Source organism: Roseomonas sp. GC11 (genome assembly GCF_024437745.1).
GTDB lineage: Bacteria > Pseudomonadota > Alphaproteobacteria > Acetobacterales > Acetobacteraceae > Pseudoroseomonas.
Map to the genome: position 1 here is coordinate 68,336 of NZ_JANFNY010000007.1, position 19,985 is coordinate 88,320.

The 19,985-nt window shown below is 71.1% G+C and carries 15 protein-coding genes; 9 read left to right on the forward strand and 6 right to left on the reverse strand.

All coding sequences use genetic code 11. From position 1 onward, the window contains the following. Nucleotides 1-113: 113 nt before the first annotated feature. The gene (locus NON00_RS03975; protein WP_256017804.1) at nt 114-1,754 is read right to left on the reverse strand and encodes an FAD-dependent oxidoreductase; all 1,641 of its coding nucleotides are present in this window, start codon (nt 1,752-1,754) and stop codon (nt 114-116) included. Nucleotides 1,755-1,803: 49 nt separating this feature from the next. Continuing rightward, on the reverse strand, nt 1,804-3,000 hold the full coding sequence (locus NON00_RS03980) for an amidohydrolase family protein (protein WP_256017789.1): 1,197 nt from the start codon (nt 2,998-3,000) through the stop codon (nt 1,804-1,806). Between the two features lie 119 nt (nt 3,001-3,119). Between NON00_RS03980 and NON00_RS03985 the strand changes: the two genes are divergently transcribed. Then, nucleotides 3,120-3,782 carry a flavin reductase family protein gene (locus NON00_RS03985; RefSeq protein ID WP_256017790.1) on the forward strand — a complete coding sequence of 221 codons (663 nt, stop codon included), beginning with the start codon at nt 3,120-3,122 and terminating at the stop codon, nt 3,780-3,782. Nucleotides 3,783-3,801: 19 nt separating this feature from the next. On the opposite strand, the gene NON00_RS03990 is transcribed toward NON00_RS03985, so the two are convergent. After that, nucleotides 3,802-5,145, reverse strand: coding sequence for an amidase (locus NON00_RS03990; RefSeq protein WP_256017791.1), 1,344 nt, complete (start codon nt 5,143-5,145; stop codon nt 3,802-3,804). Further along, a complete protein-coding gene (locus tag NON00_RS03995) occupies nt 5,145-6,755 on the reverse strand; it encodes an ABC transporter substrate-binding protein (RefSeq protein WP_256017792.1) in 1,611 nt (536 codons plus the stop codon). Before NON00_RS03995 ends, NON00_RS03990 begins: the two co-directional genes overlap by 1 nt. Nucleotides 6,756-7,053: 298 nt before the next feature. Here NON00_RS03995 and NON00_RS04000 point away from each other — a divergent pair, with 298 nt between their 5' ends. The 6 genes from NON00_RS04000 (at nt 7,054) to NON00_RS04025 (ending at nt 15,227) form a co-directional block, all read left to right on the forward strand. After that, nucleotides 7,054-8,109 (forward strand): ABC transporter ATP-binding protein, encoded by a 1,056-nt coding sequence (locus tag NON00_RS04000; RefSeq protein ID WP_256017793.1) that lies wholly within the window; start codon nt 7,054-7,056, stop codon nt 8,107-8,109. Beyond that, the gene (locus tag NON00_RS04005) at nt 8,099-9,127 is read left to right on the forward strand and encodes an ABC transporter ATP-binding protein (RefSeq protein ID WP_256017795.1); all 1,029 of its coding nucleotides are present in this window, start codon (nt 8,099-8,101) and stop codon (nt 9,125-9,127) included. The genes NON00_RS04000 and NON00_RS04005 overlap by 11 nt, the downstream gene beginning before the upstream one ends. Before the next feature lie 56 nt (nt 9,128-9,183). Continuing rightward, on the forward strand, nt 9,184-10,137 hold the full coding sequence (locus NON00_RS04010) for an ABC transporter permease (protein WP_256017796.1): 954 nt from the start codon (nt 9,184-9,186) through the stop codon (nt 10,135-10,137). After that, nucleotides 10,134-11,033 (forward strand): ABC transporter permease, encoded by a 900-nt coding sequence (locus NON00_RS04015; protein WP_256017797.1) that lies wholly within the window; start codon nt 10,134-10,136, stop codon nt 11,031-11,033. Before NON00_RS04010 ends, NON00_RS04015 begins: the two co-directional genes overlap by 4 nt. Before the next feature lie 58 nt (nt 11,034-11,091). After that, nucleotides 11,092-12,765, forward strand: coding sequence for an ABC transporter substrate-binding protein (locus tag NON00_RS04020; protein ID WP_256017798.1), 1,674 nt, complete (start codon nt 11,092-11,094; stop codon nt 12,763-12,765). A 143-nt stretch (nt 12,766-12,908) separates the two neighbouring features. Continuing rightward, the gene (locus NON00_RS04025; RefSeq protein ID WP_256017799.1) at nt 12,909-15,227 is read left to right on the forward strand and encodes a methyl-accepting chemotaxis protein; all 2,319 of its coding nucleotides are present in this window, start codon (nt 12,909-12,911) and stop codon (nt 15,225-15,227) included. A 72-nt stretch (nt 15,228-15,299) separates the two neighbouring features. Here NON00_RS04025 and NON00_RS04030 read toward each other — a convergent pair whose 3' ends face one another. Continuing rightward, nucleotides 15,300-16,250, reverse strand: coding sequence for an aldo/keto reductase (locus NON00_RS04030; RefSeq protein ID WP_256017800.1), 951 nt, complete (start codon nt 16,248-16,250; stop codon nt 15,300-15,302). Between the two features lie 198 nt (nt 16,251-16,448). Next, a complete protein-coding gene (locus tag NON00_RS04035) occupies nt 16,449-17,948 on the reverse strand; it encodes a CoA-acylating methylmalonate-semialdehyde dehydrogenase (protein WP_256017801.1) in 1,500 nt (499 codons plus the stop codon). Between the two features lie 116 nt (nt 17,949-18,064). Here NON00_RS04035 and NON00_RS04045 point away from each other — a divergent pair, with 116 nt between their 5' ends. Further along, a complete protein-coding gene (locus NON00_RS04045; RefSeq protein ID WP_305123191.1) occupies nt 18,065-18,976 on the forward strand; it encodes a LysR family transcriptional regulator in 912 nt (303 codons plus the stop codon). 56 nt (nt 18,977-19,032) lie between these two features. Then, nucleotides 19,033-19,911, forward strand: coding sequence for a MurR/RpiR family transcriptional regulator (locus NON00_RS04050; RefSeq protein ID WP_256017802.1), 879 nt, complete (start codon nt 19,033-19,035; stop codon nt 19,909-19,911). The last annotated feature ends 74 nt before the right edge of the window (nt 19,912-19,985 follow it).

A 19,985-nucleotide genomic window follows, 5' to 3' on the forward strand; every position in this document is an offset into this window, starting at 1 on the left:
CAAAGAGTTGCGGCGCGCTTATGCCACAGGCCGCGCCCGATGCAGCCTCTCCCCACAGAAAAAAGTCTTTTTGCTTCTTTTTCTCCAGAAAAAGAAGATATTTTTCTTTAAAATCAAATATTTCGCCGCGCCAGCCGCTGCCCCGCGATATAGCCCCAGGTCATATTCGGCCCGATGGTGGTGCCCGTCCCGACATTGCGGGTGCCGATGGGGTTGGCCATGGCCAGCCCGGCGGCGAAGAGGCCGGGGATGACACTGCCATCCGCCCGCAGCACCTCGGCCTGGGCATTGGTCCTGGCCCCGCCCTTGGTCCCAAGGATGGCGCGGCTGAACGGCATGGCGAGGAAGGGCGCGCGCAGGATGGGCTTGATCCCGGCCCGCCGCCGCTTATCCCCGGCCGAGGCGGCATCCGCCCGCGCCGGGCGGCCGAATTCCTGGTCTTCCCCCGCCTCGGCGGCGGCGTTGAAGCGGGCGACGCTCTCTTCCAGCGCCTCCTGCGGCACCCCGATCAGCCGGGCCAGGGCGCCGATGCTCTCCGCCTGCCGCATCCAGGCGGGGTCCGCCTGGGCCGCCCAGCGCACCGGCGGCACATCCTCCAGCATCCGCGCATCGGTGATGACCCAGGCCGGCAGGTGCAGCGGCGCGCCGCTCCGCGGGTCCCGCCGGTCGAGCGCCTCGCCGATATTGAACACCAGCTCGTTGGTGAAGCGCACCCCGTGCCGGTTCACCAGCATGGCGTAAGGCTCGGTGTGGAAAGGCACCGGCTGCGCCAGCAGGCGCCCCTCATAGCGCGTGGGGACGGAGGGGGTGAAGGTCGCCTGGTCCATATGCGCCAGCGCCGCGCCGGCGGCCTCGGCCAGGCGCTGGCCGTCGCCGCCATGCGCCGGCGGGCTGCCGCGGTAATCGAGCGGGCCAGGGAAATGCCGCGCCATCAGCGCCGCATCCCATTCAAAGCCACCGGTGGCGATCACCACGCCCGCGCGGGCGGACCATGTCGTCCGCTGCCCGCGCCATGTCACCTCGGCGCCGGTCACGGCGCCCAGCGCATCCTGCGTCAGCGCCGTGGCCCGGGCCTCGGGCAGCACCCGCACCCCGGCATCCAGGCAGCCGCGCAGCAGCCCCGTCACCAGCGCCGTGCCCTTGCCGCGCGTGTTGGTCAGCAGCCGCCACAGCAGGCGTGGCCACAGTTCCAGCGCCGTGCGGTAGGGCTTGTGGTAGAGGTCGGTCGTCACCGCCTCGTGGTAGGTGAAGATCTCCGGGATGGTGGAACGCCGGATGCGGAAAGCGAAGCGCCCCGCCCGCCAGCGGCTGAGCGGCAGCGGCGACATCATCCGCCCGCGCGGCTTCGCCCCCGGCAGGTGGCGCAGCGGGTCGGGCTCCGGCGTCAGGGCGAAGCGCAGCGGCGTGTTCGCCTCGATGAAGCGCAGCATCTCCGGCGCGGCATGGACGAAGGCGTGCCAGAGCGGCGCCTCCGTTTCCGCCCAGCCCTCGGGCGCGGCGGCGTGGAGATAGGCCAGCGCTTCCTCCGGGCTGTCCTCCAGCCCGGCGGCGGCGGCATGGTGGCTGGCGGGGATCCAGGTGCCGGCCCCCGACATCGCCGTGGTGCCGCCGAGGCGATCCGTCTTTTCCAGCACCGTGACCGAGAGGCCACGCCGCGCGGCCGTCAGCGCCGCCGTCAGCCCCGCCGCGCCGGAGCCGAGAACAAGGACATCAGTGGCGTGGTCGACCATGTGATCAAAAAATCCAGAGGAGATTCTTCTTTTTCTGGAGAAAAAGAAGCAAAAAGACTTTTTTCAGTTTGAGTCAGGGCGTGGGGAGCAGCGCCGCGCCATCGCGGGCCACCGGTCGGCCGCGCTTCAGCACCAGTTGGCGGGGCGGGTGGGAGACCACGGCTTCCGCCAGGCTCTCGCCCGGCACCAGCACGAGATCGGCGTTGCAGCCGACGGAAAGGCCGTAGCCTTCGAAGCCCATCACGGCGGCGCCGCCCCGCGTGCAGACATCGAGCGCCATCTCCACCTCGTCATCGCGGCGGAAATTGTTGCGCAGGCCCAGCAGCATGGCGCGCTCCAGCATGTCGGCATTGCCATAGGGGCCCCAGGTGTCGCGGATGCCGTCGGAGCCGGAACAGACCCGGATGCCGCGCGCCCGCAGCCGCGCGATGGGCGGCACCGGGCGGCTGGCGGAGCCGGTGGTCATGATGGCGATGTCCAGCTCCGCGATCTGGTCCAGCAGGCGCTCCACCATCGCCGTATCGGCATCGCCCAGGCAGAAGGCGTGGCTGATCGTCACCCGCCCGCGCAGGCCGAGCGCGCGCGTCCGCTCGGCGATCAGCTCCGTGCTGAAGGCGCCGAGCAGGCCGGGCTCGTGCAGGTGGATATCCACCGGCTTGCCGAAACGCTCGGCCAGATCAAAGACGATGTCGAGATGCCCCTTCGGGTCGCGGTCTATGGCGCAGGGGTCGAGCCCGCCCACGCCATCGGCGCCGAGGCGCATCGCCTCCTCCAGCATCGCCGCCACGCCGGGGCGGATCATCAGCCCCGATTGCGGGAAAGCGATGATCTCGATGTCCATGCTCTCCGCATAGGCGGCGCGGGTGGCCAGCACCCCCTCCATCCCGGCCAGCCCCACCGCATCGTCGATATCGACATGGGTGCGGATCTGCGTCGTGCCGTGGCTGAGCGACTGCACCACCTGCCGCGCCGATTGCCGCGCCGGGTCGATGCCCCATTCCCGCTTCAGCCGCCGCTCCGTCTCGATCTTGTCGGCCAGCGCGGGGCCGGCCTGGTGCGGCCGCCAGCCCATGCCGAGCAGCGATTTGTCGAGATGCGTATGCGCCTCGACCAGGCCCGGGATGGCCAGCGCGCCACGGCCCTCCTCCACCACGGCGCCCGGCGCCTCCAGCCCCGGCCCGATGGCGGCGATGATGCCGCCGCGGATCAGCATGTCGGTGGCCGGGCCGCCCATCGGGCGGATATCGCGCAGCAGCAGCGCCTGGGTCATGGGCTTCCTCCGCTCCAGGGGGTGGCCGCCCCGGATGGACGGGGAGAAGGCCCGACACTATACGAAATATCCCGCAAGACCAGCCGCCGGCCGGAAAAGCACCGGAAGAAGGACAGCGCATGACCGACAGCACCGGTTTCGACTTCGCCCGGCTCTCGGCGCGGGAGCGCTACAAGATCCTCATCGGCACCGTCATCCCGCGCCCCATCGCCTGGGTGACGACGCGGGACGCCGCCGGGCGCGCCAATGCGGCGCCCTACAGCTTCTTCAACTGTCTTTCGGCGGACCCGGCCATCGTCGCCCTCGGCATCGAGTTCCGCCCCGATGGGGCGCCCAAGGACACGGCGCGCAACATCCGCGACACCGGGTGCTTCACCGTCAACATCGTCTCGGATGCGCTGGCGGAGGCGATGAACGTCACCGCCACGCCCTTCGGCGCGGGGGTGGATGAGTTGGAAAAGGCAGGGCTGGCCACGGCGCCAGGGCTGGCCGTCTCCGCCCCGCGCATCCTGGCCGCGCCGGCGGCGCTGGAATGCCGGTTGCACTCCTTTCTCGCCATCAGCGCCTCGCGCGAGATCGTGCTGGGCGAGGTCGTCTATGCCCATATCCGCAGCGATGCGGTGGATGAGCGCCTGCATGTCGATCCGGCGGTGATCGACGCGCTGGGCCGCATGGGCGGGCAGGGCTATGCCAGGACGCGCGAGCGGTTTGACCTGCCGACCATGAGCGTGGCGCAGTTCGAGGGGGGGGCGCCCCCCCCCCACCCCCGCCGGGGGAACTGAGTTCCCCCGGGCCCCCGCTTCAGGGTTTTTCGGCGTCCACGGCCAGGGCGGCGCGCGCCGCCACCTCCAGCAGGGCGAGGTCGCTGTAGCGCGGGCCGATCAGCTGCACCCCCACCGGCAGGCCCTGCGGGCCGCGCGTGCAGGGCAGCGCGATGCAGGGCACATGCAGCAGCGTCCACATCGCGTTGAACACCGGGTTGCCGGGGTCGCGCAGATCGGCCGGCGCCTCGCCCGGCGCGGCGGGGGCCAGCACCGCGTCATACGCCCCGGCCAGCGTGTCGAAGATGCGGCGGCAGCCGGCGGCCAGGTCATGCGCCTCGCGCAGCGCGGCGGTGGAGAGGTTGCGCGCATTCTCCACGCGGTCACGGAAATCCTGGTGCAGCAGGGCGTGGTGGTGCAGATATTCCGGCAGGAAGGCGCCGCGCCCCTCGGAATGCATGATGATCTGCTGCGCCTCGTCCAGGCCGGAGAAGGGGGCGGGCAGCTCCGCCTCCTCCACCACGGCACCGGCGGCGCGCAGCCGGGCGGCGGCGGTTTCCAGCGCGGCCTGCGTGGCGGGGTCCGCCTTCGCCCAATGCGGCGTCCGGCACAGCGCGATGCGCAGCGGCCGGCCGGGCGGCGCTGCCGGCACGGGCGGCGCGGGCAGGCGCAGCGCCTCCGCCACCAGGGCGAGGTCGGCCACGCCGCGGCCATACCAGCCGATCGTGTCCAGGCTGTGCGAATAGGTCTTGGCGCCGTCGCGGCAGACCAGACCATGCGAGGGCTTCATGGCATAGGCGCCGCAGAAGGAGGCGGGGCGGATGGTGGAGCCGCCCGTCTGCGTGCCGAAGGCCAGCGGCACCATGCCATCGGCCACCGCCGCCGCCGAGCCGGAGGAGGAGCCGCCCGGCGAATGCGCGCCATTATGCGGGTTGCGCGTCAGCGGGCGGCGGCCGGCGGCGGCGAATTCCAGCGTGTCCGTCTTGCCCAGCACCACCGCGCCCTCGCCCCGCGCGATGGCGACGCAGGCGGCGTCCTGCGCCGCGATATGGCCCTGGTAGATCGGGGAATTGTGCGTCGTCGGCAGGCCGGCGGCGTCGATCATGTCCTTCACGCCGAGCGGCAGGCCATGCAGCACGCCGCGCGGCGCGCCACCCAGCATCGCCTTGTCCGCCTCGCGCGCGGCGCGCAGGGCGCCGGCCTCGTCCACATGGTTCCAGGCGCGCAGGAAAGGCTCGCGATCGGCGATGCGGGCGAGGCAGCCGCGCAGCAGCGCCTCGGCCGAGAGGCTGCCCTCGCGCAGGCGCCGCGCCGCCTCGGCGGCGCTCAGGCGCCAGGGCTCATCGGCCAGGGCCGTGGGCAGGGGGGGCAGGGCGCCCGCCATCAGCCGATCCTCACCGGGGTCAGGTCCTGGAACCAGGATTGCGCCTGGACGAAGCCCTGCACCTTCGGGCTCATCGCGCGCGGGTTGAGGTCGTGCACCACCCAGAGCCACAGCGCCTGGTCGACGATGCGCGTGTGCAGCGCGGCCAGCAGGCGGTCCTGCTCCGCGCGGGTGAAGGCGGTGCGGGCGGCGGCGACCAGCCGGTCCGCCTCCTCATCCTGCCAGCCGCCCCAGTTATAGCCGGCGGGCGGGCGGTCCGCCGAGGCGGCGACGCGCAGCAGCGCGATATCCGGGTCCCAGAAGCCCCAGCTGTTGTTGATGCCGGAGATGCCGCGGTTTTCCGGCGCCGCCGCGCCCATGCGGCGGCGGCCGCGCAGCGCCTCCCACTCCATCACCTCGAAGGTGAGCTCGACGCCGACGGCGCGCAGGCTCTCCTGGATGAACTCGTTCATCGGCTGCGGCTGCATCTGCCCCGAGCCGGAGGGCGAGATGATCACCTTCAGCCGCACCGGGTTGCCCGGGCCATAGCCGGCCTGCCGCAGCAGGGCGCGCGCCGCCTCCGGGTCGTGGCGCAGGCGGAAGGCGGGCTCGCCGAACCAGGGATGGCCGCGATTGACCATGCCCTCCGCCGGCACGGCGAGGCCGCCCAGCATCTGGCACAGCCCCTCGCGGTCGATGGCGAGGTTGAGCGCCTGCCGCACCCGCACATCGCGCGTCGGCGCATCGGGCAGGGTGCTGAGCTGGTAGGGCCAGACATGCGGGTAGAGGTTGGTGACGATCTGCATCCCCGCCGCGCGGAGCTGGGGCACGGCATCGGGCGGCGGCGCCTCGATCCAGTCCGCCTGGCCGGAGAGCAGGGCGGAGACGCGGGTATTGGCATCCGGCACCGTCAGCAGCACCAGCCGGGCGAGGCGCGGCACGCGCTGCGGGTTCCAGTAGGCCGGGTTGGGCACGAGTTCCGCCCGCTCCCGCGGGACGAGGCGCTCCAGCATCCACGGGCCGGTGCCGGAGGGGCGCTGCGCCACCTTGCTCCAGTCGCGGCCCATCTCCTCCCAGCGGCGCGGGCCGGAGATGGCGATCATGGCGAGCTGGTAGGGCAGCACGGCATCCGGCTGCTTCGTCACGATCTCCAGCGTCAGCGCGTCGAGGGCGCGGTAGCTGGCCAGCGAGGCGGTATAGGGCGCGCCCTGCGCCGCCTGCTGCGGGTCGAATTGCGGCGCGTCGCGCTTCAGCAGCTTGTCGAAATTCCAGGCGATGTCCTCGGCCGTGACGGGGGAGCCGTCATGGAAGCGCACCCCCGGGCGCAGGCGGAAGGTCCAGCGGCGGCGATCCTCCGCATCCACGCTCCAGTCCTGGGCAAGGCCGGGGCCGACCTGCGCCGCCGTGTCGCCGCGCGAGAGGTCCCAGTTCAGCAGCCCGTCATAGAGCGTCATGCCGATGAAGCGCTGGCCCTCGGCGCCCTGGCTGGCCTGGCCGGTGGTCAGCGGCAGGTCGGCCAGGGTGGTGGCGAGGCGGAGCACCCCGCCCGGCCCGGCCGCCTGGGCGGGCAGCCCCGGCAGGGCGGGCAGGGTGCCGGCCAGGGCGGAGAGCATCAGGCTGCGTCGGTTCATCATCGGGGTTCCCTGAAAGCGGCGCGAGGCTGTTCGGGGCGCTGCGGGCGGGGAGGGGGGCCTTGCGCGGGTCAGGGTGGAGCAAGGGGCGTGCCAAGGTTTGCGCATCGCGGGTGTCGCAACCCGGTGCGGGAATGGAACCATTGGGGCGGGATTTCAGCCCTTTTTATGGGCAATCATGGGTCTTGCCTGGGCATGTCCGGGACGCATCCGGGGTCTTTGCCTTTCAGGAAGGCAAAATCTGTCCTTCTGGCCCATGGCTTGCATCGCCGGGGGCGAACCCCTGGACGGAGCAAGCATGGCCTCGCCCCAAGCCCTACTGTCCCGCCCGATGCCGGATCTCGGCGGCCCCGCCCAGCCGCTGCTCTCGGTGCGCGGGCTGACCAAGCATTTCCCCCTCAAGGGCGGGCTGCTCAACCGCGCGCGCGGCAGCGTGCAGGCGGTGGACGATGTCAGCTTCGACCTGCGCAAGGGCGAGACGCTCGGCATCGTCGGTGAGAGCGGCTGCGGCAAATCCACCACCTCCCGCCTCATCATGGCCCTGATGCAGCCCACCGCCGGCGAGGTGATCTTCGACGGCCAGAGCGTCGGCCCCGGCGGCCTCACCCTGAAGGAATACCGCCGCCAGGTGCAGATGGTGTTCCAGGACAGCTACGCCTCGCTGAACCCGCGCCTGACCATCGAGGAATCCATCGCCTTCGCGCCGCAGGTGCATGGCCTGCCGCGCCGCCCGGCGGTGGAGCGCGCGCAGGAGCTGATGGCCGCCGTCGGGCTGGAGCCGGCGCAGTTCGCCCGCCGCTACCCGCATGAGCTCTCCGGCGGCCAGCGCCAGCGCATCAACATCGCCCGCGCCCTGGCCCTGCGCCCGCGCCTGATCATCCTGGACGAGCCGGTCTCCGCCCTCGACAAATCGGTCGAGGCGCAGGTGCTGAACCTGCTGATGGACCTCAAGGAGCAATACGGCCTCACCTACCTCTTCATCAGCCACGACCTGAACGTGGTGCATTATGTCTCGGACCGCGTGCTGGTCATGTATCTCGGCCGCGTTGCCGAGTTCGGGCCGGTGGACGCCCTCTATGAGAAGCCGGCGCATCCCTACACCGCCGCGCTGCTGGCCAGCCGCCCCTCGATGGACCCGGAGCGGCGGCGCAGTGAGCCGCCGCTCTCGGGCGATCCGCCCAACCCGGTGAACCCGCCCTCCGGCTGCCGTTTCCGCACCCGCTGCGCCCTGGCGGAGGCGGTCTGCGCCGGCACCGTGCCGCCGCTGGCCGAGGCCGGCCCCGGCCATCGCGCCGCCTGCCTCGTCCACGCCCCCGGCAGCGGCCACAGCAAGGCCACCGCCCATGCCGCCTGACGCCCCCGCCACCCTCGTGGCGCCCGCCGCCGCGACAGCATCGGCCCCCGAACCGCTGGTGCATGTGCGCGGGCTGAATGTCCGCTTCGTCTCGCGCGAGGCCACCGTCCACGCCGTCAATGGCGTGGATTTCGATCTCGCGCAGAACGAGGCGCTGTGCATCCTGGGCGAGAGCGGATCGGGCAAATCCGTCACGCTGCGCGCGCTGATGCGGCTGAACCCGCCGAAGAAAACGGTGATGAGCGGCACGCTGCGCGTCGGCGGGCAGGATGTCGTGGCGGCGCCGGAGAGCGCCATGGCCGATCTGCGCGGCCGCGTCGTCTCCATGATCTTCCAGGAGCCGATGACGGCGCTCGACCCCGTCTTCACCATCGGCCGGCAGATCGCCGAGACCATCCTGCGCCATGAGGGCACCAGCCGCGCCGAGGCCGACCGCCGCGCGCTGGAACTGCTGGAACTGGTGCAGATCCCCTCCGCCAGACGCCGCCTCGCCGCCTATCCGCATGAACTCTCCGGCGGGCTGCGCCAGCGCGCGATGATCGCCATCGCCCTCTCCTGCCGCCCGAAGCTGCTGCTGGCCGATGAGCCGACCACGGCGCTGGACGCCACGGTGCAGATCCAGATTCTCCTGCTTCTGCGTCGCCTGCAGCAGGAACTCGGCATGGGGGTGATTTTCGTCACCCATGATCTCGGCGTGGCGGGGGAGGTCGCGGACCGCATCGCCGTCATGTATGCCGGGCGCTTCATCGAGGAGGGGCCGGTGGGGGCGCTGATGCGCGGCCCGCTGCACCCCTATGCGCGCGGGCTGATGGGCGCCACCGTCCATGCCGGGCTGCGCGGCCAGCGCCTGACCACCATCCCCGGCGCGCCACCCGACCTGCGCGACCCGCCGCGCGGCTGCGCCTTCGCGCCGCGCTGCCCGCTGGTGGGGGAGGATTGCCTGCCCGCCGTGCCGGCGCTGCGCAGCCCGCTGCCGGGGCGGCAGGTGCGCTGCCTGCGCGTGGAGGACGCGGCATGACGCAGCACCGCCCCGCCAACGCCATGCCGGCCCATCGCCGCGGAGGCTCCTGAGCCATGCTCCTCTACATCCTGCGGCGCGTGCTCTATGCCGTGCCCATCGCGCTGGCCGTCAGCCTGCTCTGTTTCCTGCTGGTGCATATCGCGCCGGGCGACCCGGTGAACGCCATCGTCCCCGCCGACGCGCCGCAGGCGGTGGTGGAGCAGATCCGCGCCGAATACGGGCTGGACAAGCCGCTGCCGGTGCAGTTTGGCCTCTGGCTGCTGAAGGTGGTGCAGGGCGATCTCGGCCGCTCCCTCGCCACGGGGCGCGCCGTCACCGAGGATCTCGCCATCGCCGTGCGCAACACGCTGCGCCTCTCGCTGGTGGCGGCGCTGATCGGCTTCACCTTCGGCACGCTGCTCGGCGCCGTGGCCGGGCTGTTCCGCGGCACCTGGGTGGACCGCCTGGCCGTCGGCCTCGCCGCCGCCGGTGTCTCCGTGCCGCATTACTGGCTGGGGATGGTGCTGGTCATCCTCTTCAGCGTCCTGATTCCCGCCCTGCCGGCCATGGGCGCGGGGCCGGGCGGCTCGGGCGACTGGGTGTGGGACATCGCGCATATGCGCCACCTGGTGCTGCCGGCCATCACCCTCAGCGTCATCCCGATGGGCATCGTGACGCGCACGCTGCGCGGCATCGTGGCCGAGATCATGAACCAGGACTTCGTCAACACGCTGCGCGGCAAGGGGCTGCGGCGCGGCGGCATCCTGCTGCATGTGGCCAAGAACGCGGCGCCCGGCACGCTGGCGGTGATGGGGCTGCAGCTCGGCTACCTGATGGGCGGCTCCATCCTGGTGGAGACGGTGTTCTCCTGGCCGGGCACCGGCTTCCTGCTGAACAGCGCCATCTTCCAGCGCGACATCCCGGTGCTGCAGGGCACCATCCTGGTGCTGGCGCTGTTCTTCGTCACCCTCAACCTGCTGGTCGACCTGCTGCAGACCGCGCTGGACCCGAGGATCAAGCGGGCATGAGCACCACCACCTCCCTGGGCGCCAGCCCCGCCGCCGCGCCGCGCCGCCCGGCCGCCAGCCCCGGCTACTGGCAGGGCGTCTGGCGCCGCCTGCGGCATGACCGGGTGACGCTCGCCTGCGCCGCCGTGCTGCTGCTGATGCTGTTCGCCATCCTCGCCGCGCCGCTGATCGCCCCGGCCGATCCCTACCAGACCAGCATGATCCGCCGGCTGAAGCCGGTGGGCTTCGGCAACCACCTGCTCGGCACCGACGAGCTCGGGCGCGACATGCTGACGCGCCTGCTCTATGGCGGGCGGCTCTCCTGGTTCCTCGGCATCACGCCGGTGGTCATCGCCTTCGGCATCGGCGGCACGCTCGGCATCATCGCGGGCTTCGCCGGCGGCTGGGTGAACATGCTCATCATGCGTGTCACCGATGTGTTCTATGCCTTCCCCTCCGTGCTGCTGGCGGTGGCCATCAGCGGCGCGCTGGGGGCGGGGGTGTTCAACGCCATCCTGTCGCTGACGCTGGTCTTCATCCCGCAGATCATCCGGGTGGCGGAGAGCACCACCACCTCCGTCCGCGCGCTGGACTATGTGGAGGCCGCGCGCGGCTCCGGCGCCGGGGCGCTGACCATCGTGCGCGTGCATGTTCTGCCCAATGTGCTGGGGCCGATCTTCGTCTATGCCACCAGCCTGATCAGCGTCTCGATGATCATCGCCTCCGGCCTCTCCTTCCTCGGCCTCGGCACCAAGCCGCCGGAGGCCGAATGGGGGCTGATGCTGAACACCCTGCGCAGCGCGATCTATTCCCAGCCCGTCATCGCCATGCTGCCCGGCCTGTGCATCTTCGTCACCAGCATGGCCTTCAACCTGGTCAGCGACGGGCTGCGCGCCGCCATGGATGTGCGCAACTGAGCCCGCCGCCCCGCTTCCTCTCCCCCGCCCTTCCGGCCCGATCCGCGAGGAGATCCGCATGACCGCTTCCGACGACACCCCGCCCCGCCTGTCGCGGCGCGGCCTGCTGCGCGGCGCCTCGGCCAGCGCCGCCGCCACCCTGGCCCTGCCGGCCTGGATGGGCCCCGCCGCCCTCGGCTGGGACCCGGCCTTCGCCCAGGTGGCGGGCGGCGTGCTGCGTGTGGGCATGACCGCCTCCGCCGTGCCGCTCTCCAATGGCTGCCCCGACCAGGGTGGCGAGGGGCAGCGCTTCATGGGCATCACCCTCTATGACCAGCTGGTGATGTGGGACCTCTCGCGCAGCGATGCCCCGGCGGTGCTGAAGCCCGGCCTGGCCACCGCCTGGAAGACGGAGGAGGGCAACCCGAAGCGCTGGAGCTTCACCCTGCGCCCGGGCGTGAAGTTCCATGACGGCCATGTGCTGACGGCCGAGGACGTGATCTTCAGCTTCGACCGCGGCTTCAAGCGCGACGCGGCCTGGTTCGACCCGCGCGCCGGGGCGCAGATCGCGCCGCGCTTCCCCACCCTGGTCGCCTGGGGCAGCGAGGGGCCGGGGCAGTTCTGGCTGGAAACCTCGATCCCCGACAGCACCATCCCCTATGCGCTGACCTGGCTCGGCATCGTCCACAAGGGCGCCTGGGAGGCGGCCGGCAGCAACTGGGACAATTACCTGCTGAAGGCCGTGGGCACCGGTCCCTGGAAGCTGACCAGCTTCAGCCTGCGCGAGCGCGCCGAGCTGGCCCGCTTCGACGAATACTGGGACGCGCCGCGCGTGCCGAAATGCGCGCGGCTGACGCTGCTGCCGCTGCCCGAGGCCAATACCCGCGTGGCGGCGCTGCGCTCGGGGCAGGTGGATTTCATCGAGGCGCCGCCGCCCGATGCCATCGACAGCCTGAAGGCGGCGAAGTTCACCATCGTCACCAATGCCTATCCGCATAACTGGACGTGGCACCTTTCCATGGTGGAGGGCTCGCCCTGGCGCGATGTGCGGGTGCGCAAGGCGGCCAACCTCGCGCTCAACCGCGCCGAGCTGAAGGAACTGCTGGGCGGCCTGATGCTGGAGGGCAACGGGCTGGTGCCGCCGGGCAACCCCTGGGCCGGCAAGCCGTCCTTCAGGCTGAGCTACGACCTCGCCGCCGCGCGCAAGCTGATGACGGAGGCCGGCTTCAGCGCCGCCAACCCGGTGCGGACGAAGATCGCCATTTCCTCCAGCGGCTCGGGCCAGATGCAGCCGCTGCCCATGAACGAGTATATCCAGCAGGCGCTGAAGGAAGCCTATATCGAGATCAGCTTCGAGGTGTTCGACTGGAACACCCTGATCACCGTCTGGCAGGGCGGCGCCAAGGGGCCGAATGCGCGCGGCTGCACCGGCATCAATTTCTCCTATGCCGCCTTCGACCCCTACAGCGCCTTCATCCGCCTGCTGAAGTCGGACCTGCACGCGCCGAAGGGCGTCAACTGGGGCTGGTTCTCCGACCCGGCCTTCGATGCCCTCTTCGCCGAGGTCTATGCCACCTTCGACCCGGCGCAGCAGAATGCGCTGCTGGCGCGGGTGCATGAGCGGATCGTGGACGAGGCGCTGTTCCTCTTCGCCGCGCATGACATGAACCCGCGCGCCCTGAGCCCGAAGGTGCAGGGCTTTGTGCAGGCGCAGTCCTGGTTCCAGGATCTGACGCCGGTGCGCATGGGCTGAGCGGCCCTCTCCGCCCGGCTCTCCCCGCCCGGCTCTCTCCGTCCGGCATCGCCGCCGGGCGGAGGCCCCCGGCGCCGGGCGCATTGTCCAGGGCTTTACCATTGCCCGGCTAGTCTCGGCGGCCTCAAGACCCGGGACAGGGTATGCGTATTTTTCTTAATCTCTCGGTGGCCCTGAAACTGGGCCTCGCGGCGGCGATGGTGGTGCTGCTGGTGGGTGGCCAGGCCTACCGCACGCATGGCCGCATCGACGACGCGGCGCAGCGCGCCGGGGAGCAGAGGCAGGCCAATGCGACCAACGGCCTGCTGCATGCCGCCTTCAACGAGATCCTGAAGGCCGACCTGCACGGGTTGCGCGCCGCCACGGCACAGGGCGGCGCCGCGGTGGACATGGCGGTGAAGGACATGGCCGAGGCGCTCGGCACGGCCAGCGGCCAGTTGCAGGAGGCCGCCACCCAGGCGAGCGGGGAGGAGGCACGGCAGGCCGCCCTCGCCCTGCCGCCGCTGATCGGCCGCTATGGCGAGGTCCTGCGGGAGGGGGTGGCGCTGCGCCGCCGCCTTCTGGAGCTGCGCGATACCCGCCTGCTGGAGGCGGCTGGTGATTTCGACCGCATGCTGGAGGCCACCCAGGGCAGCCTCTCCTTCGAGCTGCGCGACCGCGCCCAGGAGGAGGAGGTGCGCAGCCGCCTCATGGCGCTGGGCGGGGCGGTGGCCGAGATGCTGCGCAGCACCGAGCGCTTTTTCTCCACCGAGCGGCCGGAGGAAGCCCGCCGCGTGCGGCGCAGCGCGGCCCAGCAGCGCGCCTATGGCCGCGGCCTGCCGCGCAGTGGCATGAGCGAAAGCTTCAGCGCCGAGCTGGGCCGCCTCGGCGCCCAGGCCGAGAAGCTCGCCGCCATCGCGCTGGAGGGGGTCGCCCTGATGGAGGAGGCCGGGCAGATCCGCGCCAGCCGGATCGACCCGGCGCGGCAGGCCCTGGAAGTGGCGCTGCACCGCTTCGACGACATGCTCGATGAGCTGGAGGAGGAGGCCGTCAGCAGCATGTCCGCGGCGATGGAGGCCTTGCAGGTGGAAACCCTGGCACTGGCCGGGGCCGTGGCGCTGCTGCTGCTGGCCAGCACATGGCTGACCACGCGCGCCATCGCCGCGCCACTCGGCCGCCTGGCCGCCGCGCTGCGCCGCATCGCCGATGGCGAGACGGAGGCCCGCGCCCCCGATCGCGGGCGGAGCGACGAGATCGGCCTGATCGCCGAAGCGGTGGAGGAATTGCGCGGCAAGGTGGCCGAGGCCTTCGAGCAGCGCCAGATGATCGAGCAGATGCCGCTTGGCGTCATGCGCGCCGATCCGCGCGACGAGTTCCGCGTCAGCTTCATGAACCCCGAGATGCGGAAGATCCTGGACGAGCTGAAGCATATCCTGCCCTGCCCGCCGGAGAAGGTGCTGGGCAGCAGCATCGACATCTTCCACCCCGAGCCGGGCCGGGTGCGGGCGCTGCTGGCCGATGGCACGCGGCTGCCGCACAAGGCGCGTGTCCGGCTGGCGGGGGAGGTGATGGACCTCACCATCACGCCGCTGCGCGACCGCAACGGGCAGTATGTGGCACCGATGCTGTTCTGGCGGACGGTGACGGAGCAGGCCCGGCTGGCCGACTCCTTTGAGCAGGATGTGGGCAGCGTGGTGCAGCGCGTGGCCGGCGGCAGCGCCGAATTGCAGGAGGCGGCGCGCCGGCTGGCCGAGGCGGCCGCCACCTCCGGCCGCGAGGCCATGGCGGTGAGCGAGGCGGCGGAGCGGGCCGATGGCGGGGTGAACACCGTGGCCACGGCGGCCGAGCAGATGGCGGCCTCGGTGCGGGAGATCGCCCGGCAGGTGGCGGAGTCCGCCGATGTGGCCGGCCGCGCCGTGATGGAGGCGCGCGAGACCGGCACCACCATGCGCGGCCTCGCCGAGGCGGCGGGGCGCATCGGCGATGTGGTGAAGCTGATCAACGACATCGCCGGGCAGACCAACCTTCTCGCCCTCAACGCCACCATCGAGGCCGCACGGGCGGGCGAGGCGGGCAAGGGCTTCGCCGTGGTGGCCGGGGAGGTGAAGAACCTCGCCAGCCAGACCGCCCGCGCGACCGAGGAAATCGCCCAGCAGATCAGCGGCATGCAGGCCTCCACCGACCGCGCCGTGGCGGCCATCCGCACCATTGGCAACACGGTGGAGCGCACCAGCGAAATCGCCAATGCCATTGCCCTGGCCGTGCGCCAGCAGGGCGAGGCGACGGATGCAATCGCCCGCAGCGCGGCGCAGATGGCCGAGGCGACGGGGGTGGTGAGCCACCGCATCGGCGTGGTGCGCGAGGTGGCTGGCCAGACCGGCCATGCGGCCGAGAGCATGCGCAGCGTGGTGGAGACGGTGGCCGAGCAGTCCGGCATCCTGCAGCAGCGGGCGGGCCGTTTCCTGGAGGCGGTCCGCCGCTGAAAGCGGGGTCCGGGGGGACCTCGTCCCCCCGGCGGGTGGGTGCGGGAGGGCAGCGCCCTCCCGTCCCCCGTTTCAGAATGCGCTGGCCTCCTCCAGCCGCCGCAGCTGCTCTTCCCCAAGCGGCAGCCGCAGCGCCGCCAGCAGTTCTTCCAGCTGCGCCAGGCTGGTCGCGCTGGCCAGCGGCGCCGCGACGGAGGCGCGCCGGGCGAGCCAGGCCACCGCCACCTGCCCCTGCTTCGCCCCTGTCTCTGCCGCCACGGCATCGAGCGCCGCCAGGATGCGCAGCCCGCGCTCATCCAGGTATTTCGAGGCCGTCGCGCCGCGCGCCTTGCCCTCGGTATCGGCCGCGCTGCGGTATTTCCCGGTGAGGAAGCCGCTGGCCAGGGCGTAGTAGGGCACCACCGCCACCTCTTCCGCCACGCAGAGATCCTGTAGCGCGCCCTCGAACCCCGCGCGATCATACAGATTATACTTGGGCTGGAGCACGCCGTAGCGCGGCAGCCCGGCGGCATCGCTCACCGCCAGGGCGGCGCGCAGCCGCTCGGCCGAGTAGTTGGAGGCGGCGATGGCGCGCACCTTGCCCGCCTTCACCAGCGTGGCATGGGCCTCCAGCGTCTCGTCCAGCGGCACGGACTCATCGTCGCGGTGCGAATAATAGAGATCGATATAGTCCGTCCGCAGCCGGCGCAGCGAATGCTCGACCGCCTGCACGATCCAGGCACGGGAGAGGCCGCCCCGGCCCTCGCCGAGATCCATGCCGGTCTTGGTGGCGATCACCACCCTGTCGCGGTTGCCGCGGGCGGCCATCCAGTTGCCGATGATGGTTTCCGACTCGCCGCCCTGGTTGCCGGGCTTCCAGCGCGAATAGACATCCGCGGTGTCGATGAAATTGCCGCCGCCGGCGGTGAAGGCATCCAGCAGGGCGAAGGACTGCGCCTCGTCCACCGTCCAGCCGAAGACATTGCCGCCGAAGCAGAGCGGGGCGACCGAAAGGCCGGTGCGGCCCAGGGCCTTGTGTTCCATCCCGGTTGATCCCTGTCCTGTATCCTGGGGCGGCGCGGGATGCGGCCGCCCATCGCGCCGCAGGCTGGGCGCTGGGCGGGCATCTGGCAAGACCGGTTGGTTTTGAGGGGGCTTTGCCCCCTCACCCCCCCTTTCTTTCCCTTGGGCAGGGGACGGGGTCCCCTGCACCCGCCTTCAGAAGAAGCCTCTCTGCATCCCTCAGCGCATGGTGGGCATCACGAATTCCGCCCCGGCGCGGATGCCGGTGGGCCAGCGGCTGGTGATGGTCTTGAGGCGGGTGTAGAAGCGCACCCCCTCCGGCCCGTGCATGTGGTGGTCGCCGAACAGGGAGGCCTTCCAGCCGCCGAAGGAATGGAAGGCCATCGGCACCGGGATGGGCACGTTGATGCCGACCATGCCGACCTGGATCTGGTGCGCGAAGTCCCGCGCCGCATCGCCATCGCGGGTGAAGATGGCGGTGCCATTGCCGAATTCATGCGCGTTGATCCAGCCCGCCGCCGTGGCGTAGTCCGGCGCGCGGGCGATGGAGAGGACGGGGCCGAAGATTTCCTCCCGGTAGATCTTCATCTCCGTCGTCACATGGTCGAACAGCGTGCCGCCGATGAAATAGCCCTGCTCATAGCCCTGGCGGCGGAAATCGCGGCCATCGACGACGAGCTGCGCGCCCTCCGCCACCCCGGCATCGACATAGCCGCGCACCTTGTCGAGATGCTGGCGCGTCACCAGCGGCCCCATCTCCGCCTCCGGGTCCGTGCCGGGGCCGATGCGCAGGGCGCGCACCTTGGGCACGAGGCGCTCCAGCAGGGCCCCGGCGGTGGCCTCGCCCACCGGCACGGCGACGGAGACGGCCATGCAGCGCTCGCCGGCCGAGCCATAGGCGGCGCCCATCAGCGCGTCCACCGCCTGGTCCAGGTCGGCATCCGGCATGATGATCATGTGGTTCTTGGCGCCGCCCAGGGCCTGGCAGCGCTTGCCGTGGCGCGTCGCCGTCTCATAGACCGCCCGCGCGATGGGGGTGGAGCCGACGAAGCTGACCGCGGCGATCCCCGGATCGACCAGTAGCGCCTCGACCGCCTCCCGGTCACCCTGGACGACGTTGAAGACGCCATCCGGCAGCCCCGCCTCCTTCAGCCATGCGGCGAGCAGCAGGGCGGCCGAGGGGTCGCGCTCCGAGGGCTTCAGGATGAAGCAGTTGCCGCAGGCGAGGGCGACGGGGAACATCCACATCGGCACCATGGCCGGGAAGTTGAAGGGCGTGATGCCGGCGACGACGCCGAGCGGCTGGCGCAGCGCGTAGCTGTCGATGCGGGTGCCGACATTCTCGGTCATCTCCGTCTTGAGCAGCTGCGGCGCGGCGGTCGCGAATTCCACCACCTCCATGCCGCGCTGGATCTCGCCGCGCGCGTCGGAGAGCACCTTGCCGTGCTCGGCGGTGATGACGGCGGCGAGTTCCTCGGTGCGCTCCTCCAGGATGCGGAGGAAGGCGTTGAGGATGCGGGCACGGCGCAGCGGCGGCGTGGCGGCCCAGGCGGGATGCGCGGCGCTGGCGATGGCGACGGCCTCCCGCACCTCGGCGGCGGAGGCGAGGCTGAGCGTGCCGCTCTGCTCCCCGGTCGCCGGGTTGTAGACGGGCGCCGTGCGGCCGCTGCGCCCGGCCACGAGCTGGCCGCCGATAGAATGATGGATGGGTCTGGTCATGTTTCCTCCCCGTGCCGCGCGGCTGTGCGCGATGGCCGGGGGGAGCTTGGGATGCACGGATTTGCGCAGCAATGGCGAGATTTGCGCTTCCGTTGTGCGGATTTTATCGTCACCCGATGGATTGGGACCGCATCCGCATCTTCCTCGCCGTGGCGCGCACCGGGCAGTTGCTGGGGGCCGCGCGGCGGCTCGGGCTGAACCATGCCACGGTGGGCCGCCAGCTCAGCGCGCTGGAGGAGGAGCTGGCGACCCGGCTGGTGGAGCGGCAGACCCAGGGCTGTGTCCTCACCCCCGCCGGGGAGGCGCTGCTGGCCACGGCGGAACGGGTGGAATCCGAACTGCTCCAGGCGGAGGCCGCGCTCTCCGGCACGGCGGAGGCCATCACCGGCACGGTGCGCATCGGCGCGCCGGACGGGCTCGGCAATTACTTCCTGGCCGGGGAGCTGGGCGGTATCGCGGCACGCTACCCCGGGCTGGTGATCCAGCTCGTGCCGCTGCCGCGCACCTTCTCCCTGTCACGGCGGGAGGCGGATCTCGTCATCACCCTGGACCGGCCGAAGCAGGGGCGGGTGATCGTGCAGAAGCTCACCGACTACACGCTGGGCGTCTATGCGGCGGAGCAGTATCTGGCCGAGACCGGCCCCATCGGCACGGAGCAGGACCTGGCCGGTCGGCTCTTCGTCACGCATGTGGAGGATTTCGTCTATAGCCGCGCGCTGGACTATGCGGAGGCGCTGGGGCGGCTGATGCAGCGGCGCTTCGAATGCGGCAGCGTGGTGGGGCAGATGGAGGCGGTGCGCGCCGGCCATGGCGTCGGCATCCTGCACGACTATGCCGCCCGGCGTTTTCCGGAGCTGCGGCGCCTGCTGCCACATCTGCGCTTCACCCGCAGCTACTGGATGATCACCCACCCCGACACCCACCGCACCCGCCGCGTGGTGGAAGTGCAGCGGCAGATCGTGGCGCGGCTGCGCCGGGTGCGCTGGGTCTTTGGCGGAGCGGAAGAGGGGGAGATCAGCCAGGAATAAAAATTCTACCTATTTCCAGAAATTTCCCTATATAGAATTTAAATTCCATTCTTCTGATGGTGTGCGGGGTGGCGGTGACGGAACTGGCGCGGGATTTCAGAAGCCTGCGGGAGATGCTGGCGCAGCGGCATGATGGCCTGCCGCGCCGTTTGCAGCAGGTGGCGCGCTATGCGCTGGACCACCCGGATGAAATGGCGCTGGGCACGGTGGCTGAGGTGGCCAAGGGTGCCGGCGTGCAGCCCTCCACCCTGGTGCGCTTCGCCCAGAGCCTGGGTTATGGCGGCTTCTCGGAATTGCAGCAGGTCTTCCGCACCCGGCTGCGCGACCGCTGGCCTGATTATGACGAGCGTCTTCTGGGCCTGCGCGATGCCGCCCAGGCCGAGGGTGGGGCGGCCATCCTGCTCAATGGCTTTGTCGAGGCCTCCATCACCTCGCTCACCCGGCTGCGGGAGACGGTCAGCGCGGCGGATCTGGACAAGGCGGCGGATCTGCTGGCCGGGGCGGAGACCATTTATCTTCTTGGCCAGCGGCGGGCCTTCGCCGTGGCGAGCTATCTCGGCTATGCGCTGGGCAAGCTCGGGCTGCGCGCGGTGCTGCTCGACAATGCCGGGGGCATGCTGCCCGAGCGCGCCAATCTCGCGCGGCCGGGCGATGCGCTGCTGGTCATCAGCTTCACCCCCTATACCCCCGGCACGGTGGACACCACCGCCGCCATCGCGCAGCGCGGGGTGCCGGTGGTGGCGATCACGGACTCCGCCTTCAGCCCGCTGGTGCCGCTGGCCAGTGCCTGGCTGGAGGTGGCGGAGGCTGATAGCGGTGCCTTCCGCTCCCTGGCGGCCAGCCTCGCCGCGGTGCTGACGCTGGCGGTGCTGGCGGCCGAGAAGAGAGGCGTTTGTTTCAGGCTGCCGCCGTCTCCCGGCACGGCAGGACGCTAAGGCCTGTTAGAGCTTGAATGCTGTTCCCATGTTCTGGGCATGGTGGAGAGCAGCGACAATCAGGTTTTCACGGA

Excerpts from the sequence above, each read along its gene's own strand:
- NON00_RS03980 (WP_256017789.1), bottom strand. The coding sequence starts at position 3,000 with ATGACCCAGGCGCTGCTGCTGCGCGATATCCGCCCGATGGGCGGCCCG.
- NON00_RS03985 (WP_256017790.1), top strand. The coding sequence starts at position 3,120 with ATGACCGACAGCACCGGTTTCGACTTCGCCCGGCTCTCGGCGCGGGAG.
- NON00_RS03990 (WP_256017791.1), bottom strand. The coding sequence starts at position 5,145 with ATGGCGGGCGCCCTGCCCCCCCTGCCCACGGCCCTGGCCGATGAGCCC.
- NON00_RS03995 (WP_256017792.1), bottom strand. The coding sequence starts at position 6,755 with ATGAACCGACGCAGCCTGATGCTCTCCGCCCTGGCCGGCACCCTGCCC.
- NON00_RS04000 (WP_256017793.1), top strand. The coding sequence starts at position 7,054 with ATGGCCTCGCCCCAAGCCCTACTGTCCCGCCCGATGCCGGATCTCGGC.
- NON00_RS04005 (WP_256017795.1), top strand. The coding sequence starts at position 8,099 with ATGCCGCCTGACGCCCCCGCCACCCTCGTGGCGCCCGCCGCCGCGACA.
- NON00_RS04010 (WP_256017796.1), top strand. The coding sequence starts at position 9,184 with ATGCTCCTCTACATCCTGCGGCGCGTGCTCTATGCCGTGCCCATCGCG.
- NON00_RS04015 (WP_256017797.1), top strand. The coding sequence starts at position 10,134 with ATGAGCACCACCACCTCCCTGGGCGCCAGCCCCGCCGCCGCGCCGCGC.
- NON00_RS04020 (WP_256017798.1), top strand. The coding sequence starts at position 11,092 with ATGACCGCTTCCGACGACACCCCGCCCCGCCTGTCGCGGCGCGGCCTG.
- NON00_RS04025 (WP_256017799.1), top strand. The coding sequence starts at position 12,909 with ATGCGTATTTTTCTTAATCTCTCGGTGGCCCTGAAACTGGGCCTCGCG.
- NON00_RS04030 (WP_256017800.1), bottom strand. The coding sequence starts at position 16,250 with ATGGAACACAAGGCCCTGGGCCGCACCGGCCTTTCGGTCGCCCCGCTC.
- NON00_RS04035 (WP_256017801.1), bottom strand. The coding sequence starts at position 17,948 with ATGACCAGACCCATCCATCATTCTATCGGCGGCCAGCTCGTGGCCGGG.
- NON00_RS04045 (WP_305123191.1), top strand. The coding sequence starts at position 18,065 with ATGGATTGGGACCGCATCCGCATCTTCCTCGCCGTGGCGCGCACCGGG.
- NON00_RS04050 (WP_256017802.1), top strand. The coding sequence starts at position 19,033 with ATGGTGTGCGGGGTGGCGGTGACGGAACTGGCGCGGGATTTCAGAAGC.